The 14,960-nt window shown below is 70.3% G+C and carries 17 protein-coding genes and 3 tRNA genes; 9 read left to right on the top strand and 11 right to left on the bottom strand.

Annotation, left to right across the window (positions count from 1 at the left end):
* Positions 1-33: 33 nt before the first annotated feature.
* Positions 34-1,230: a Gfo/Idh/MocA family protein gene (locus ACPL7H_RS00955; RefSeq protein ID WP_424795302.1), complete on the bottom strand. Its 1,197-nt coding sequence runs from the start codon at positions 1,228-1,230 to the stop codon at positions 34-36.
* Between the two features lie 93 nt (positions 1,231-1,323).
* On the opposite strand from ACPL7H_RS00955, the gene ACPL7H_RS00950 reads away from it, so the two are divergent.
* A complete protein-coding gene (locus tag ACPL7H_RS00950; protein WP_424795301.1) occupies positions 1,324-2,361 on the top strand; it encodes an SIS domain-containing protein in 1,038 nt (345 codons plus the stop codon).
* Between the two features lie 197 nt (positions 2,362-2,558).
* A complete protein-coding gene (gene deoC / locus ACPL7H_RS00945; protein ID WP_424795300.1) occupies positions 2,559-3,302 on the top strand; it encodes a deoxyribose-phosphate aldolase in 744 nt (247 codons plus the stop codon).
* Between the two features lie 78 nt (positions 3,303-3,380).
* Here deoC and ACPL7H_RS00940 read toward each other — a convergent pair.
* The 3 genes from ACPL7H_RS00940 to ACPL7H_RS00930 form a co-directional block, all read right to left on the bottom strand.
* Positions 3,381-3,453: transfer RNA gene (locus ACPL7H_RS00940), tRNA-Phe, on the bottom strand.
* Positions 3,454-3,506: 53 nt separating this feature from the next.
* A tRNA-Asp gene (locus ACPL7H_RS00935) sits at positions 3,507-3,580 on the bottom strand.
* Between the two features lie 43 nt (positions 3,581-3,623).
* Positions 3,624-3,696: transfer RNA gene (locus ACPL7H_RS00930), tRNA-Glu, on the bottom strand.
* 247 nt (positions 3,697-3,943) lie between these two features.
* Between ACPL7H_RS00930 and ACPL7H_RS00925 the strand changes: the two genes are divergently transcribed.
* Both ACPL7H_RS00925 and ACPL7H_RS00920 read left to right on the top strand, forming a co-directional pair.
* Positions 3,944-5,686 (top strand): AAA family ATPase, encoded by a 1,743-nt coding sequence (locus ACPL7H_RS00925; RefSeq protein WP_424795299.1) that lies wholly within the window; start codon positions 3,944-3,946, stop codon positions 5,684-5,686.
* A gap of 85 nt (positions 5,687-5,771) precedes the next feature.
* Positions 5,772-6,122: a metallopeptidase family protein gene (locus ACPL7H_RS00920; protein WP_424786998.1), complete on the top strand. Its 351-nt coding sequence runs from the start codon at positions 5,772-5,774 to the stop codon at positions 6,120-6,122.
* 13 nt (positions 6,123-6,135) lie between these two features.
* Here ACPL7H_RS00920 and galE read toward each other — a convergent pair whose 3' ends face one another.
* The 4 genes from galE to ACPL7H_RS00900 all read right to left on the bottom strand — a co-directional run bounded on the left by galE (position 6,136) and on the right by ACPL7H_RS00900 (position 9,164).
* Positions 6,136-7,098, bottom strand: coding sequence for a UDP-glucose 4-epimerase GalE (galE, locus tag ACPL7H_RS00915; protein ID WP_424786859.1), 963 nt, complete (start codon positions 7,096-7,098; stop codon positions 6,136-6,138).
* Entirely contained in the window at positions 7,095-7,937 is an 843-nt protein-coding gene (gene surE, locus ACPL7H_RS00910) for a 5'/3'-nucleotidase SurE (RefSeq protein WP_424786858.1), read from the bottom strand. The genes galE and surE overlap by 4 nt, the downstream gene beginning before the upstream one ends.
* A 91-nt stretch (positions 7,938-8,028) precedes the next feature.
* Positions 8,029-8,460 (bottom strand): pyrimidine dimer DNA glycosylase/endonuclease V, encoded by a 432-nt coding sequence (locus ACPL7H_RS00905; RefSeq protein ID WP_424786857.1) that lies wholly within the window; start codon positions 8,458-8,460, stop codon positions 8,029-8,031.
* A 23-nt stretch (positions 8,461-8,483) separates the two neighbouring features.
* The gene (locus tag ACPL7H_RS00900) at positions 8,484-9,164 is read right to left on the bottom strand and encodes an ArsR/SmtB family transcription factor (RefSeq protein WP_424786856.1); all 681 of its coding nucleotides are present in this window, start codon (positions 9,162-9,164) and stop codon (positions 8,484-8,486) included.
* A 98-nt stretch (positions 9,165-9,262) separates the two neighbouring features.
* On the opposite strand from ACPL7H_RS00900, the gene ACPL7H_RS00895 reads away from it, so the two are divergent.
* Genes ACPL7H_RS00895 through ACPL7H_RS00885 form a run of 3 tightly spaced genes read left to right on the top strand, consistent with a single transcriptional unit; the run spans position 9,263 to position 10,176 of the window.
* Positions 9,263-9,595 (top strand): NIPSNAP family protein, encoded by a 333-nt coding sequence (locus ACPL7H_RS00895; protein ID WP_424795298.1) that lies wholly within the window; start codon positions 9,263-9,265, stop codon positions 9,593-9,595.
* On the top strand, positions 9,592-9,987 hold the full coding sequence (locus ACPL7H_RS00890) for an antibiotic biosynthesis monooxygenase family protein (protein ID WP_424786854.1): 396 nt from the start codon (positions 9,592-9,594) through the stop codon (positions 9,985-9,987). Before ACPL7H_RS00895 ends, ACPL7H_RS00890 begins: the two co-directional genes overlap by 4 nt.
* Before the next feature lie 30 nt (positions 9,988-10,017).
* Positions 10,018-10,176, top strand: a complete 159-nt coding sequence (locus ACPL7H_RS00885) for a hypothetical protein (protein ID WP_424786853.1) — start codon at positions 10,018-10,020, stop codon at positions 10,174-10,176.
* A gap of 78 nt (positions 10,177-10,254) precedes the next feature.
* On the opposite strand, the gene ACPL7H_RS00880 is transcribed toward ACPL7H_RS00885, so the two are convergent.
* From ACPL7H_RS00880 to ACPL7H_RS00870, 3 genes are read right to left on the bottom strand one after another with little or no spacing between them, the layout of a single operon-like run.
* A complete protein-coding gene (locus tag ACPL7H_RS00880) occupies positions 10,255-11,082 on the bottom strand; it encodes an ABC transporter permease (protein ID WP_424786852.1) in 828 nt (275 codons plus the stop codon).
* Positions 11,075-11,845 carry an ABC transporter permease gene (locus ACPL7H_RS00875; RefSeq protein WP_424795297.1) on the bottom strand — a complete coding sequence of 257 codons (771 nt, stop codon included), beginning with the start codon at positions 11,843-11,845 and terminating at the stop codon, positions 11,075-11,077. Before ACPL7H_RS00875 ends, ACPL7H_RS00880 begins: the two co-directional genes overlap by 8 nt.
* Entirely contained in the window at positions 11,842-12,849 is a 1,008-nt protein-coding gene (locus ACPL7H_RS00870) for an ABC transporter ATP-binding protein (protein ID WP_424795296.1), read from the bottom strand. Before ACPL7H_RS00870 ends, ACPL7H_RS00875 begins: the two co-directional genes overlap by 4 nt.
* A 52-nt stretch (positions 12,850-12,901) precedes the next feature.
* On the opposite strand from ACPL7H_RS00870, the gene ACPL7H_RS00865 reads away from it, so the two are divergent.
* Together ACPL7H_RS00865 and msrB are read left to right on the top strand one after the other, a co-directional pair.
* Entirely contained in the window at positions 12,902-14,440 is a 1,539-nt protein-coding gene (locus tag ACPL7H_RS00865; RefSeq protein ID WP_424795295.1) for a LuxR C-terminal-related transcriptional regulator, read from the top strand.
* 87 nt (positions 14,441-14,527) lie between these two features.
* Positions 14,528-14,950 carry a peptide-methionine (R)-S-oxide reductase MsrB gene (gene msrB / locus ACPL7H_RS00860; RefSeq protein WP_424786848.1) on the top strand — a complete coding sequence of 141 codons (423 nt, stop codon included), beginning with the start codon at positions 14,528-14,530 and terminating at the stop codon, positions 14,948-14,950.
* Positions 14,951-14,960: the final 10 nt, after the last annotated feature.

The raw sequence follows: 14,960 nt of genomic DNA, 5'->3' as shown, positions 1-14,960 counted from the left end.
GGGGGCGGACCGACCCGCCCCCGCACCGGCGCATCAGGAGGTGACCTGCTCCATGACCTCGCCGCTCTCGCTGTGCTGGTAGAGCACCTTGGAGCGCCCGTCGGGCAGGGTCTCCCGCTTGATCACCGGATGCCCCTCGAACGACTCGGCCTGTCGGGAGATGCGTGGCGTCGACCCCCCGCGCCAATCGACCAACTCGACCGGTTCCCACCGACCACTGTCGGAGGAGGTGAAGCAGGCGTCCATGATCGCGTTGACCACATACCCGTCGTAGAAGGTCTCCTGCGGGGTGGTGCCGTTGTCGATGGAGTCGAACATGTCGACGAACATGTCGACGTAGCCCAGCTCGTTGATCTCATCGCCCACCGGGAAGAGCCAGCCGCTGTCACTCTCGGCCTTCTCCGCGACGTAGCCCTCGCCCACGCCGGTGGTGAACATGTCGAACCCGGTGCGCAGGAAGTGGTTGAGCCAGATGGTGCCCTCGGTTCCGGACACCTCATCGCGCAGGTCCATGCCGCCCCGGAACGCCCAGGAGACCTCGAACTGGCCGATCGCTCCGGACTCGAACTTGATCAGGGCCACCGCGTGGTCCTCTGCGGTGATCGGATGGACCAGGGTGTCCTTCCAGCAGAACACCTCCACCGGCCGGTTGTCCTTGCCGATGAAGTTGCGGCAGATCTCGATGCAATGACAGCCCAGGTCCACGATCGCGCCACCGCCGGCCCGGTTCTCGTCCCAGAACCAGGCGCTGTGGGGGCCGGGGTGGGTCTCGCGGGAGCGGACCCAGAGAATGTCCCCGAGCGCGCCCTCCTGGACCGACTTCACGGCCGCGAGGGTCTTCGGGGTGTAGACCAGGTCCTCCAGGTAGCCGGCGAAGACGCCGTGGTGCTCGACGATGTCGAGCATCTCCTTGGCCTCGGCCGCGGTGCGCCCCAGAGGCTTGGTGCACAGGACATGTTTGCCGTTCTCGGCGGCCAGCCGCACCGCCTCGACGTGCATGTCGTTCGGCAGCCCGATGATGACCGTGTCGATCTCCGGATCGGAGCAGGCGGCCTCCAGCGACGTCGTCGATCGGGGCACGTCCCAGCGTTCCGTGAAGGCGGCACCCCGTTCCTCGGTGCGGGAGTAGACAAGCTCGACCCGATCGCGGTTTCGACCACGATGCAGGGTAGCGGTGTAGAAGTCACCGATCAGGCCGGTGCCGAGCATGGCAATGCGATGTGCAGTCACGGGGAGAACCTCTCGTCGTCGAGTCAACCACCAAAAGTATAGACAAGACTGTAGCGTCAGACCAGACTTCACACGTTCAGAAGGAGGGAGTCGATGGATTCTCGCACCGGGGTACGAATGCGCGCGGATATGGCCGATCAGCCCGGATGGTTGCGCGGGTTGGACGATCGACGCGTCGAGGTAGCCCAGGCGCTGGCGGGGCAGGTCCTCGGGATCCCGGGGCCCGGCCTGTGGACCCTCGCGCGCGGCTCGTCGGCTCACGCGGCGAGCATGGTGGCACCATGGCTGGCCCGCGCGGTGGGCGCTCCGGTGCCGGCGCTACGCGTTGACGCCGTGTTGTCCGAGCCCGCCGCGCTGCCGGCGCCGGGGGCAACGGTGATCGTGATCAGTCAATCGGGTCGGACACCGGATGTGGTCGATGCGGCGCGCCGGCTGCGCTCCGCCGGGTGCCGTGTGGTCGCCCTGGTCAACGAGCGCGGCGCGCTGGCGTCGGAGGCTTCGTATGTGTTGGAACTTGGAGTCGGTGCCGAACGCGCGATCCCGGCGACCAAGACGGTGCTCGCCCAGGTGGCGCTGCTGTGGCTGCTAGGGATCGAGGCCGCCTCGCAGCGCGGGGGTCCCAACGGCGCCAAGAGGCAGGTGGTGGTCGAGCCGTTGGTCGATGCGGTCGCCGATGCGCTCGCCGATACCGTGCCGGTCGACCGGGCGGTTGAACGGCTTGCTTCGGCGCCGCCGGTCGCCGGGACCGGGAGAGGCGTCACGGGCGGGCTGGCGGCGGAATGGGCACACAAGGTGATGGAGACCTCGGGGTTACCCATCTATGCGGCCAGCGCCCCAGAACTGGCACACGGGCCCGTTGCCATCGCGACCTCAGGACGAAGCGTGGTCGGCTTCGCCGTCGGCACCGCCGCTCGACGCACCGTGGCCGACGTGCTGAGCCGGGCCGAGGCGCGTGGTGCCGAGACCGCGCTCGTCGCCCCCGGAGGCACGATCCAGTTGCCGCAGGATGAACTCCCCGGCCTGCTCGCGGGCCTGGTCCGGGCCCAGATGCTGGCCGAACGGATGGCCGTGGCGTTCGGGCAGGATCCTGACACCGCCTTCGGGCTGGCCAAGGTCACCGCGACACCGTGATGTCCCCCAGAGGCTGGCTCCGGCGTCGGTGTCGATGACAGGACCCGGCGGGCTCCGTCCGGGCAGGCGAAGTGGAAGGTCGCCGTCTCACTTGACCAGACTGAGGATACTAGGAAGTATAGACAACCACCCGTTGCTCCGTGCATCCGGGGCAGGCCAGCGCAGCGTTGGCGTCAATCTGAGACCCAGGAGACCCGATGAGTCCCGATAAATCCGCTGAGCAGATGTCCGTCGCTGAGTTGGCGGCCTACATCGACCACTCGGTCCTCAAGCCCGAGTTCACGGTGGAGGACGTGGGTCGTGAGGTAGGCAACGGCGTCCGCTACGGCTGCCGGACGGTGTGTATCAACCCCACCGCCATCGAGATCGCCGCGCCCCTGTGCGAGGGGACGAGCACCGGACTGTGCGTCGTCGTCGACTTTCCGTTCGGTCTGTCCAGCACGCCGTCACGGCTCGCGCAGACCAGGGACGTCCTCACTGCGGGGGTGGCGGAAGTCGACATCGTCGCGAACTACGGCTGGCTACGCAGCGGCCGTGCTGATCGGGTGGAGCAGGATCTGCGAACCGTCGCCGAGGTGTGTCATGAGGCCGGTGCGGAGGTGAAGGTCATCCTGGAGACCGACGCGCTCACCGTGGACGAGGTGCGCGCGGGCGCCGAGGCGGCGATCGCCGCCGGTGCCGACTTCATCAAGACCTCCACCGGATTCTTCACCGGCACGACACAGCACGAGCAGACCGGAGCCTCCGAGGACATGATCGCGATCATGCTCGACGCAGCCGCGGGGCGCTGCAAGGTGAAGGGCTCGGGCTCGATCCGGGATCGCGCACACTTCCTGCGGCTGATCGACGCCGGCATCGACCGGATGGGCATTGGCTATCGTTCCACGCCGGTGGTCCTGGGCGTCGATCACGACACAGCACCGGCCGGGGCGGGCTACTGAAGGCCGCGACCTGGCGAGTCGGGCCCGGAACGCGACTGCGGCTCCACCCCGGAGGGTGAAGCCGCAGTTCTCGCGAGGTGGCTCCGACCGGCGTCGATCCGGTGACCTTTCGATTTTCAGTCGAACGCTCTACCAACTGAGCTACAGAGCCCCGAGACGAACGCCCGGCCACCATGGTGCGGGTGAGCCGGGCCTGTTGTCTCGCGACCCCGACCGGACTTGAACCGGCGGCCTCCGCCGTGACAGGGCGGCGCTCTAACCAACTGAGCTACGGGGCCTTGCAGATACTGATGGTACTGGACATTCTCCTGTTGCGATTCGCACCCCCAACGGGATTCGAACCCGTGCTACCGCCGTGAAAGGGCGGGGTCCTAGGCCGCTAGACGATGGGGGCCCGGTCTGTTCCTACTGGACGCCCGTGACGCACTTCGGCGCCCCAAGACCTCCGAAAGCATACGGTACCCAACTGCCGCAGGGCAAAACGGCCCGGTGTGGTCTTGCGCACCCTGGTGACGGTGCCGGAACCGGGCGGTTGCGAACTGTCACGGGTCGTTCGGCCGGCTTCGAAGCGCGTGCGGCTGCTGGTTGTCGATAGAGTGCTGGGGAATCCGCACGTGACCCGATCTACTGAGGAGTAAGCGATGGGGATCGGAGAGCACAGCGTGCTTCCCGAGGTCTTGGCGCAGGTGCGTTCCGAGCGCACCGCGGTGGTGGTGTTCAACGGCGGCACCTACGAACTGAGCGGCCGGGACCTCACCGATACCCGGGCGGAGGCCCTGCACTACATCACCGGCCTGGCGGCACAGATCGTCGGTGGGCCGGTACAGGTCACCCTGACGGACCCGGACGGTACGGGGTGGCGGCTGGTGGTCACCCCGGATGGGGAGGTGATCGATGAGGCGCCGGCGGCAGGGGGAACGATGAGCACCGTAGCCGAGGACCACAGCACGGCCCCGACGGCAGGCTCTGCCGAGGAGGCCTCGCCGGCCACCGCCTCCGCCGTCGGATCCGGCACCCTGGATCCCGAGACGGCGGACCCGGCGATTCTGGCCGCGCCCACTGCGGCGGACCCGGCTGCCCGGCCCGACCTGGGCCTCGGCGTCGAGCCGGGACCGGAGGCGTTCGCGCCCCCAGCCGCCCCCGAACGTCGTTCCGTGCGTCCCGCGTTCTCGCCCGGCTCGGTATCGCACGCCTTCCGGGACCAGCCCGGAGCACCCGCGGCGCCGGCGGCGCCGGAACAGGTGGGCGGGTTGCGCGATGTGTTGGGCAGCACCGCTCGGGCACAGGAGACCGAGGTACTGCCGGAGGTCCCGGCCGTCCCCGCCCCCGCCGGTGGAGCCTACGCTCCGCCGGCGCAGGTGCCCGGGAGCGCCGGGGGCTCGACGGTGCAGGACCGTGAGTCCCCCATGCGCCACACCGGCAGCGCACAATCCGGCGACGACGCCCAGTCCTCCCCCCGGCGCCGGGAACTGCGGGAGTCGTTCCTGCGCACCGAGCAGGCCGAGGCCCCGGCGACGCAGGGGGTGCGCGGTGCCCTGACCAAGGTCGGTATCCGGACCAGTCCCAGCGCTGCCGAGCGGGCCGAGCGGGCCGACGTCAACGCCGTCTCCCAGCACTGGCCCGGGGTGCGCACGATCGCGGTGGTCAACGGTAAGGGTGGGGCGAACAAGACCCCGACGACGGCGCTGCTGGCGGCGGTCTTCGCGCGCAACTCCGGTGCGGCGACCCTGGCGTGGGACAACAACGAGACGCGTGGGACGCTGGGCTGGCGCACCGAGCAGGGCAAGCACGAGGCCACCGTGCAGGAGTTGTTGCCCCGGGGTCACGCGCTGCTGGATCCGGCGGCCAAGGCCGGGGACATCTCCCACTTCGTGCATCACCAGGCCGCGGACAAGTACGACGTACTGCGGTCCAACCCGAATGTGCTCTCCGCCGAGCAGCGCATCACCGGGGAGGACGTGGATCTGGTGCATGACGTGGCCGGGCGCTACTACCGGCTCATCTTCATCGACTCCGGCAACGATGAGTCCGCCGATCACTGGTTGCGGATGATCGACAAGGCCGACCAGTTGGTCGTGGCCACGATCGCCAAGCCCGAGCACGCCGAGGCAGGTGCGCTGTTGCTGGAGGCCCTGGGCCAGCGTGATGAGCACAGCGCCCGGTTGGCCCACGGCGCCGTGGTGGTGGTCTCCCAGGCCCGGGAGAAGGACGTGAATCCCTCGGTGCAGCAGATCGCCGACGGGTTCGCCGGCTGGGTGCGCGAGGTGGTCACCATTCCCTATGACCGGGCGATGGTGGAATCGGTGCTGCGGTTCGAATCGCTGGGGGCGGAGACCCAGCGCGCCTGGCTGCGCGCCGGTGCCGCGGTGGCCGGGGGCCTGTGACCGGGGTGCCGAACGGTCCCAGCCGCGGACCTGCTGCGACGGAGGCTGCCACCGGCGCGAGCGGGTGCACAGCGCCGTGATCGAGATGTCGTTGGAGCAGTTCGAGGATGCGGTGGCCGACGGGCTGGATCTGATCCCGGACGAGTTGGCCGACCTGATGGACAACGTGGTGGTGCTGGTCGAGGACGAACCCCCGGCCGATGCCGGCGAACCCGATCTGCTCGGGCTGTACGAGGGCGTCCCGCTGACCGAGCGCGGCGAGTGGTGGGCGGCCGGTTCGCTACCGGACCGGATCACGATCTTTCGTAACCCCACGCTGCGCCTGTGCGACAACGAGGCGGAGGTGGTCGAGGAGGTTGCGATCACGGTGGTGCACGAGATCGCACATCACTTCGGCATCGACGATGAGCGCCTGCACGACCTCGGCTGGGGCTGATAGCGGGGTAGGGTCACGGCTGGTGCTGGCGGGCCCGCCAGGCGCTGGTGACCATCTGCTCCAGGCTGTGGCGCATCGTCCAGCCCAGGTCGCGGGCAGCCAGTTCACCATCGGCCACGATCCGGGCCGGGTCGCCCGGGCGGCGCTCCGCTTCGATGGGGTCGAAGTCGATCCCGGTGCCGGCGGCCATCGCGTCCATGATCTCCCGGACCGACACGCCGGTGCCGCTGCCCAGGTTGTACACCGGCTCCAGGGCGGTCCCCTGCGCCAACGCCTTTGCCGCCTCCACGTGGGCCGCGGCCAGGTCCGCGACGTGGATGTAGTCCCGCACGCAGGTGCCATCCGGAGTCGGGTAGTCGGTGCCGTTGATCTGCGGGGTGCGGCCGGCGGCCAGGGCGTCCAGGACCAGCGGGAACAGGTTGTGCGGGGAGGTGTCGGGAAGGTCGGGATATCCGGAGCCCACCACATTGAAGTACCGCAGCGACGTGTGCCTCAGCCCCACGGCCCTGGCCTGGTCGGCAAGTAGCCACTCGCCGATCAGTTTGGACTCCCCATAGGGCGACTCCGGCGCTGTGGGCGTGGACTCGGTGACCTGCTCGGCCTCCGGGGTCCCGTAGACCGCGGCGGAGGAGGAGAACACGATCGAGTTGACCTGAGCCTGCGCCATCGCCTCCAGCACCGAGATCGTGCCGGTCACGTTCTGGGCATAGGTGTGCAGCGGCCGTTGCACCGAGACGCCGGCGTACTTGAACGCGGCCACGTGCACCACCCCGGAGATCCGGTGCTCCACCAGGGCACTGCGGACCGCCTCGGTGTCCAGGATCGAGGCGCGGACGAACGGGACTCCCTCCGGCACGAACGCGGCGTGCCCGCTGGAGAGGTCATCGATCACGACGGTGCCGATGCCCTGCCCGGCGAAAGCTCGCACGACGTGCGCACCGATATACCCGGCGCCCCCGGTGACCAACCACGTCATCGCGCCACCCCCGCGCGGCCCCGAGCGAACGAGAGATCGTCGAAGGCGGGCAGTGCGGCATCGTGCACGTCGTGACGGGGCGCCCGGATCAGTGACAAGGTGGCCCAGCCCTGCATCAGTTCGTGCACGTCGGTGCCCTCGGGGAAGGTCGCGGGCGCCTCGCCGCTATCGTCCATGTGCGCGAACAGGATCTGCCGCACCGATCGGTCCACGGTGTCCGGCAGCGTCCCGAAGGTCGCGAGTTCGGCCGGGCGCAGGCCGCGGAGCCGCTCCAGGGGAACGTCGGGAATGTTGATGTTGAGCACCCGGCCGTCCTGGGGGTGGGTCTTCAACCAGTGCAGGGCCTCGGCGATCACCGGGTAGGCGGTGTCCCAGTGCTCGGGGTCGAACGAGGCGCTGGAGGCAGCCAGGGCCGGGATGCCTTGGGCCGCCGCGGACAGGGCGGCACCGACCGTGCCGGAGTGCACCACCGCGGGACCGACGTTGGGTCCCAGGTTGATCCCGGACAGCACCAGGTCCGGACGCGGCCCGAACGCGCCCATCCCGGCGGCGTAGGCGATCGCGGCCGGGCTGGCGTGCACGGCGATGGACTCGACGTCATCGGAGATTCCCGGGGGGCGCGCGGTCGAGATCCGCAAGCCGTGCTGGGGCCTGCTGGGCCCGGACGGGTAGCCGGCGGTGTTGTCGCCGTTCTCCGCGCTGAGTGCGGCGCTGTATCCGGAGTACTGGCGGTTCGGCGCGGCGATGATCACCTCGTGCCCCGCTTCATGGGCCACGTTGGCCAGGACGGTCAGTCCGGGGGAGGAGACCCCGTCGTCGTTGGTGATCAGGACGCGCATCGCACAAGTTCTCCTTCGTGGCAGGGGGCTGGCCCGCCTGGTTGGTCCGCGCACCATTGTGCCCGGTGCCCGAGCGGAGCGGCGAACCGGTTCAGCCCCGCTCCCAGGGCTCCACGGGACCGGGGACCACCATGAACAGCGGATGCGGGTCCGGTGGGTCATCGGCGTCCAGGGTCGCTACCGTCGCCGGGCTGCGGTGCACGAGTTTGGCCCGCAGGTGGGCTCGTTCGAACTCCACCTGCCCCGAGGTGACTGCGACGGGGGCTTCCGCGGGAGGTGCGTTGTCGATGCGCGTGCGGTCGAACCGGTAGCCTCGGGCGTCGGCCTCGTCGGCGACGTGCCGCAGGTAGCACCGGACCGAGCCGGCAGGGTCCGGGGTGGTCCGGAACCGGTCCAACTGAGGATGGCCGCGGTAGCCGACGGTACGTCCGGTCAGCACGGCTTGGGCCAGCAGGGCCTCCCGCCAGCACGCCAGCAGTCCCTGCCGATCCAGGTATCGCGGGTGCAGTGACCACAGGCGCATGGGCTCATGCTGGCACGCGGACGTCAGGGCCTGCCATTGAAGACGCCGGGAAAGTGGCTCGGCAGATGGTGCTGGCCGGCCCTGGTCAACCGGATCGTGCGGGGTCTGTCGCCGCGGACCACCCAGCCGTGGGCCAACAGCCACGCGAGCAGGCCGGCACCCAGAAGTCCGCCCAGATGGGGACGCCGTTCGGTCCAGTCCAGGCACCGCCGGGCCAGCGGCCGGTCCGTACGGGCAACGGCAGCCGTTACGCCCAGATCGTCGAAGAACGTGCGCCCGATGGTGGTCAGCCGGAGCGCCGACCCTTCTTCCTGCGTCAGATAGCCGGCGCGGACGCAGTCCTCGTACACGGCCACGGCGACCGCTCCGGCGAGGTGGTCGTAGCAACTGCGGGCCAGGTCCAGGCCGGCGGGATGCGGTCGGGGTGGTGCCGCGGCGGGGTCGGCACCGAGCGACTCCAGCATCTCGGCGACCTCGGGTCCGGCGAGCCGGTAGTAACGGTGCCGCCCGGAGGGCTCCACGGTCACCAGGGCGGCATCGCGCAGCCTGGCCAGATGTTCACTGGCGGTGGCGGTGGCCACGCCCACGTGCCGGGCGAGCTCGGTCACCGTGTACGCGCGGCCGTCGAACAGGGCGGTGAGCAGGGCGACCCGGCTGCGGTCGGCCAGCATCGCGCCGACGAGGACCAGCCGTTCGGACGTCACGGTTCTTACGGTACCGATGACCACTTCGGCGCAGCCCGAAACATCGCAGGGTTGACTCGGCAGGGACCGATACCCATCGAGCCACCCAGGAGAGGCACATGGCCATCACGTGCATCATTCGCTACGAGATCGATCCCTACCGGCAGGGGGACTTCGAGCACTATGCCCGGACCTGGGGGGAGGCGATCCCCCGCTCGGGCGCCGACCTGCTGGGCTATTTCGCTCCCCATGAAGGTTCACTGACCACTGCCTACGGGATCTACACCCTCCCCGACCTGGCCTCCTATGAGACGTACCGGCAACGACTGGCGCAGGATCCGCTGGGACGGCGCAACTACGAGTTCGCCAGGCAACGACAGTTCATCCGGTCGGAGGAGCGCCTCTTCACCCGGCCGGTCTCCGGTCCGCACGCCCCGGGAGCTCTGGGATGATCGCGGTCATCTTCGAAGTATGGCCCGAACCGGCTCAGCGAGAGCGGTACTTCGACCTGGCGGGGCAGTTGCGCGCCGAGCTGGAGGACGTGGACGGGTTCATCTCCATCGAACGATTCGAGAGCCTGACCGACCCGGGCAAAGTGCTGTCGCTGTCGTTCTGGCGCGATGAGGACGCGGTGCGCACGTGGCGCACGAACGCCGCACACCGGGACGCGCAACGGGCCGGGATCACCGAGGTGTTCGCCCACTATCGGCTGCGCGTCGCCGGGGTCAGCCGTGACTACGGGATGTCCGACCGGGCGCAGGTGCCCACCGACAGTGCTGCGGTCTGGCCCGGTAGGGACTCTCCGGGCCCGAGTCGCGGCGGCGGGTCGGGCCACCTAGCCTGAGATGGCGCCACCCGAATGAGGAGGACTGTGATGACATCGGAGGGGACCTCCCGCCCGAAGCCAGAGGCGGACCAGGACAACGTGCCCGGCTCCCAGCATGGGGACACACCCCAGGACGAGCAGCAACCGACCCATAGTGGGGGCCCGGGAGCCGACCCGGAGTTGCCCGACGAGGAACGCGAGCGCTGACCGCCAGGATCACCGGGTCCGCGTTCCGCGGTCCGGGCCACCGCACCGCGTCGGTCGCGGCTGGTGACGCCGGCCTGATCACTCCTGCAGATCGATGCTGCCGTCGCGCCGGCCGGACCCGGCGAAGGCGGTGAACGCCACGGCCGCGAGCGCGAACCACACCAGGCCAGCGCCCAGTGCGGCGCCGGCGGCCACCGCGAGCGAACCGGCGTCGGCGGTGCCGGCCTGCAGATCACGGATCGCGCCCAGCCCGTGGGTGATCGGCAGGCCCTGCCCGGCGACCTGAAGCCACGCCGGCCAGATGAGCGTCGGCACGGTCACGCCGGTGATCAGCATGACCAGGGTGTGGCTGACGTTGCTGGCCACGTTGCGCCACCGGGGCCCGCGCAGCACCAGCGCAGCCACGAACAGCGCCACCGCGTACATCGTGGTCGCGGTGAGCACCAGCATCGCGAAGGCTCCCAGGGCACCGGCCAGGCTCCAGCCCACCCCGAACAGTGGCCCGAGGGCGAAAAGCGCAATACCGGCGGTGGCGATCCCGCTGGGCAGCCACTGCACCGAACGGCCCACGAACACCGGCCACAGCGGCCCTGGTGCGGCCACCAGCAACCCCATGGTCCCGGCGAACCGTTCCCAGGTGGTGGAGGGCACCGACATGAACACCTCCACCACACACGCCATCACTGCCTGGCCGATGAACAGGTAGAGCACCGCCCCGGGGTCATCGAGCAGCAGCCCGATCAGGGCGAAGAACGTCACCTGCATCAGGATCCGGCCGAGCCAGCCGACGCTCCAGGTCAGCGGCGTGTAGGTGGCGCGCATGTCGGCGAATGCGGTGCGGGTGGCGGCCCGGACGATCGCCCACGGCCCGGGGACCCGGTGGCCGGGTAGCACGCGCTCAGGCATGAGCCAGCCTCCCCGTCATCCGCACCCGGCGCAGCGTCCGGTCGAGCAGCACGTGGCTGAGCACGAACCCGACCGCTCCGAGCAGGGCCACGATCAGCAGCCGCAGGGCCGCGGCGTCGACCGGACCGGTGGCGAGGGAATCGCGCAGCAGGTCCGCTGACCAGGACAGGAACACCGCCCGGGCCGGCCACGTCAGCCAGTCCGGGAGCAGCGCCACCGGCACGATCACCCCACCGAGCACGAAGAACGGGTAACTCAGCGAGTTCTGGAACGTGCGCGCCGAGCGGGCCAGCACGAACACGCACGCCATCACCCCGGCCCACCCGGTCATCGCCACCACGGTCAGCGCGACGGTGATCACGAACAGGCCCGGATGGATGATCCTCACCGGGTCCCCGGTCAGTGCCCAGCCCACCAGCCAGGACTCGGCGAAGGCCACCATGGAGATGCTCGTGACCGCGCTGATCCGGCCGAACAGCACCGCGGCGAACGGGGCCGGTGCGGCAAGCAACGCCTCCAGGGAGCCGTTCTCCCGTTCCCGGGAGATCAACTCCCCGGCGGTCTGCAACGACATCGCCCACAACGCCATCAGCGCCGGAGCCAGCACGCCGTAACTGCTCAGGTCACCTCGCCCGGCGTGGGTGAAGATCGAGACGAAGACCGCGGTGAGCAGCGGTGCGGTGAACAGCGCCAGGAACCAGTCCGGGGTGCCCCGCATCATGCGCACCTGGTGGGCGAAACCCGCCCGGGCCGGGCCGATCACACGTCCATCCCGCGGCGCTGCCCGGCGGCATCGGTCCCGAGCAGATCCAGGTAGACATCCTCCAGCGACGGCGGAGCGGAGGTGATCTGGGTGTGTCCGGCGGCCAGCACGGTACGCAGGGCGGTCGAGACGGCCTCGGCGCCGCCGCTGACGGTGATCTGCAGCACGCCCGAGCGCGCGTCGTGCACGGCGTGGATCCGCTCGGCCGCGTCGGGCAGGGTACCCAGTGCGCCGGTGAGCGCTTCCGCAGAAGCGGGGTCGACGTCGTCCACCGTGATCTGCTGGGAGCCGGCCACCATGGCCCGGACCTGCGCCGGTGGGCCGGTGCCCAGGACCCGGCCCTGATCGATGAACGTGACCGAGTCGCACAGAGCCTGGGCCTCGGCCATGTCGTGGGTGGTGAGCAGCACCGTGCGGCCCTCGCCCCGCAGTTCGGTGACCAGGGTTCGGAAGTCGCGGGCGGAGACCGGGTCCATGCCGACGGTCGGCTCGTCCAGCAACAGCACCCTCGGTTCGGCGACCAGGCCGCGGGCCAGGTGCAGGCGCTGCTTCATTCCCCGGCTGAAGGTCTCCACCTTCTCCGTCGCCCGTTCGCCGAGGCCGAGCCGCTCCAGCAGTTCGGTCGAGCGCCGCCGCCCGGCCCGGGCACCCAGGCCGTGCATGGCGCACCAGAACTGCAGGTTCTCCATCGCGCTGAGCCGGTCGTACAGGCCCCGCTCACCTCCGAAGACGATCCCGATCAGGCGACGCACGGCGGCAGCCTCGGTGACCACATCGTGACCGAGCACGCGGGCGCGGCCGGAGGTCGGCAGCAGCACCGTGGCGACGATCTTGCAGATCGTGGTCTTGCCCGCTCCGTTGGGACCCAGCAGCCCGTGCACCAGCCCGCTCGAGGCGCGGGCGGGCAGGCGTAGGTCCACGTTGTCCAGGGCGATGCGTTCTACCTGGCCGCGGCGACGGAAGGTGCGTCGTAGCGACTGCAGGTCCAGTGCCCACTCGTTCACGCCATCCAGGATGGTCCGACGCTGTGATGTGAACCTAGTCAATAATGCGTAGATGACGTCGGTCGATTCCCGGTGCGCACGGTTGCTCCAGGACGCCCGGGCCAGGTGGCTCCTGGGTGATGCTGCCGGGACCTGGGCGGCACTGGCGCAGGCCGAGGAACTGGCCGGAGCCGACCGCCGCCTCCAGATCCTGGTGCTGGCCGAGCGGTCGGTGGCGTGCGTGCGCGCCGAACGCGCTACCGAGGCACTCGCTGCCGCATCGCAGTGCCTGGCGCTGGCGGCCGAGTCGGCCGGGCAGCCCGGAGCGGCCGGGCAGCCGAGCCCGGCGGAACGGGACCGCCCGCTCGGCGAGGCAGGACCGACCGCGCGGGACGACGCGGTACGTGCAGCGGTGGCCGATGCGCGGGTCAGCCACGCCCTTGCCCGCGGCGGGGCGATCTCCGCCGGGCGCCGGAACGAGGAGGCCATCGCCGAGGCCGTGGCCGACCTCGACGCCGTGGCCACCAGCGGTGATCCGGCGCTGGTGGGAGCGCGCATCCGCGCCATCACCGGAGCACTGGTGCTGCGGCTGGCCGGTATCGAGGCGGCCCTGGGCAGTGGGCACGGGGAGGCGCAGGCCTGGATCTGGGTGTCCCGCGCCCGCGTGCTCAGCGAGCAGTTGCGCGACCCCGGAACGGTCGTGCGCCAGGCAGTGGATCTGGGCTTCCACACCGGGCAGTGGGCGCGCGCCTGGGACCACGCCCTCAGCGACATCGACCGGGACAAACACCGCAACGAACAGGTGGCGCTGCTGACCAAGGCGGCCCAACTGGCCTGGGAGCGTGGTTGGGAGGACCACGCTCGGCACTACGGCCAGCAGGCCCTCACGGCCAGCGTGGGGGTGGACCTGCCATGGGTGCGCGTGTACGCCTACCTGGGTGGGGTGATCGCCGCGGCCGCGGGGGCGGGCTCAGTGGAGGCCGCCCTGCGCGCCTACACCCGGTGCACTACCCGCGCCGGGCACGCCACCCGGCCGAACCGCGCGTGGCTGGCCGCCCAGGTGGCCCTGGAGGACGGTCTTCCGGCAGCGAAGGTGCGGACGTTCCTGGACCGGACCCTGCCCGGTGGGCTGGAGCATCCGGCGCTACATGCGGCAGCCGAGGTGCAACTTCGCCACCGGGAGGGCAGGCCGGTCGACCCCGACCTGTTCGAGGCCGCGGACATCACCCGGCAACGGGCCCCGGAACGGGCGCGGATCCTGTTGGTGCGTGCTGCCGAACGCGGCCGGACCGGGCTGCACACCGCTGCCGCCCAGGATCTCGCACAGGCCCGCACCATCGTGCGGCACTGGCCCGGACGAGTACTGCAGCGAGTCGAAGCAGCGGTGGAGCAGGTGACTCCCTCGGTGCCGGGCACCCCCGCCCAACGCCGGGTGCTCGACCTCCTCGTCGAGGGCTGGAGCAACCGGGACATCGCTGGGCGACTGGGCTGCTCCCAGCGCACGGTCGCGGTGCACGTCTCGGCGCTGCTGGCGGCCTCGGGCACCACCTCGCGCACCGAACTCGCCGGGCGGGAGTTGCGTCGTCGTCTGCTTGGCAGCGGCTACGAATAGCGGGCGCCCGGCCCGGCGATGCCGATGTGCTGGGACGCCGTGACAGTCCGCTGGGACACCTGCGCCATCATGGGCGAGGATAGAGGCATGCGTGAGGTGAAGAACGACTACGAGGTGTCCAAGACCGAGGAGCAGTGGCGGGCCGAACTCGACCCCGCCGAGTACCAGGTGCTCCGGCAGGCCGGCACCGAACGGCCCGGCACCGGGGAACTGCTGTATGAGGACCGGGTGGGGATCTACTCCTGCCGGGCCTGCGGGGCGGAGCTGTTCCGCTCCGAGACCAAGTTCGACGCCCACTGCGGCTGGCCCAGTTTCTACCAACCGAGCGCCGGTGACGCGGTGGAACTGCTCGAGGACCGGTCCCTGGGCATGGTCCGCACCGAGGTGCGCTGCGCCTCGTGCGGCTCCCACCTTGGGCACCTGTTCGACGACGCCCCCCAGACTCCGACCGGTGACCGGTATTGCATGAACTCGGTCGCAATGAGATTCGCCCCGGAGGCCACCGACTGATGAAGGCCAC

The organism is Pseudactinotalea sp. Z1732, assembly GCF_049724975.1.
In the GTDB taxonomy this organism is placed as follows: domain Bacteria; phylum Actinomycetota; class Actinomycetes; order Actinomycetales; family Beutenbergiaceae; genus CALKWS01.
Note: the sequence above shows the minus strand (reverse complement) of the source record. Positions and strands in the feature narration are given on the sequence as shown.

Excerpts from the sequence above, each read along its gene's own strand:
- ACPL7H_RS00950 (WP_424795301.1), top strand. The coding sequence starts at position 1,324 with ATGGATTCTCGCACCGGGGTACGAATGCGCGCGGATATGGCCGATCAG.
- ACPL7H_RS00905 (WP_424786857.1), bottom strand. The coding sequence starts at position 8,460 with ATGCGCCTGTGGTCACTGCACCCGCGATACCTGGATCGGCAGGGACTG.
- ACPL7H_RS00880 (WP_424786852.1), bottom strand. The coding sequence starts at position 11,082 with ATGCCTGAGCGCGTGCTACCCGGCCACCGGGTCCCCGGGCCGTGGGCG.
- ACPL7H_RS00895 (WP_424795298.1), top strand. The coding sequence starts at position 9,263 with ATGGCCATCACGTGCATCATTCGCTACGAGATCGATCCCTACCGGCAG.
- galE (WP_424786859.1), bottom strand. The coding sequence starts at position 7,098 with ATGACGTGGTTGGTCACCGGGGGCGCCGGGTATATCGGTGCGCACGTC.
- ACPL7H_RS00920 (WP_424786998.1), top strand. The coding sequence starts at position 5,772 with ATGTCGTTGGAGCAGTTCGAGGATGCGGTGGCCGACGGGCTGGATCTG.
- ACPL7H_RS00890 (WP_424786854.1), top strand. The coding sequence starts at position 9,592 with ATGATCGCGGTCATCTTCGAAGTATGGCCCGAACCGGCTCAGCGAGAG.
- surE (WP_424786858.1), bottom strand. The coding sequence starts at position 7,937 with ATGCGCGTCCTGATCACCAACGACGACGGGGTCTCCTCCCCCGGACTG.
- deoC (WP_424795300.1), top strand. The coding sequence starts at position 2,559 with ATGAGTCCCGATAAATCCGCTGAGCAGATGTCCGTCGCTGAGTTGGCG.
- ACPL7H_RS00925 (WP_424795299.1), top strand. The coding sequence starts at position 3,944 with ATGGGGATCGGAGAGCACAGCGTGCTTCCCGAGGTCTTGGCGCAGGTG.
- ACPL7H_RS00885 (WP_424786853.1), top strand. The coding sequence starts at position 10,018 with ATGACATCGGAGGGGACCTCCCGCCCGAAGCCAGAGGCGGACCAGGAC.
- ACPL7H_RS00865 (WP_424795295.1), top strand. The coding sequence starts at position 12,902 with ATGACGTCGGTCGATTCCCGGTGCGCACGGTTGCTCCAGGACGCCCGG.
- msrB (WP_424786848.1), top strand. The coding sequence starts at position 14,528 with ATGCGTGAGGTGAAGAACGACTACGAGGTGTCCAAGACCGAGGAGCAG.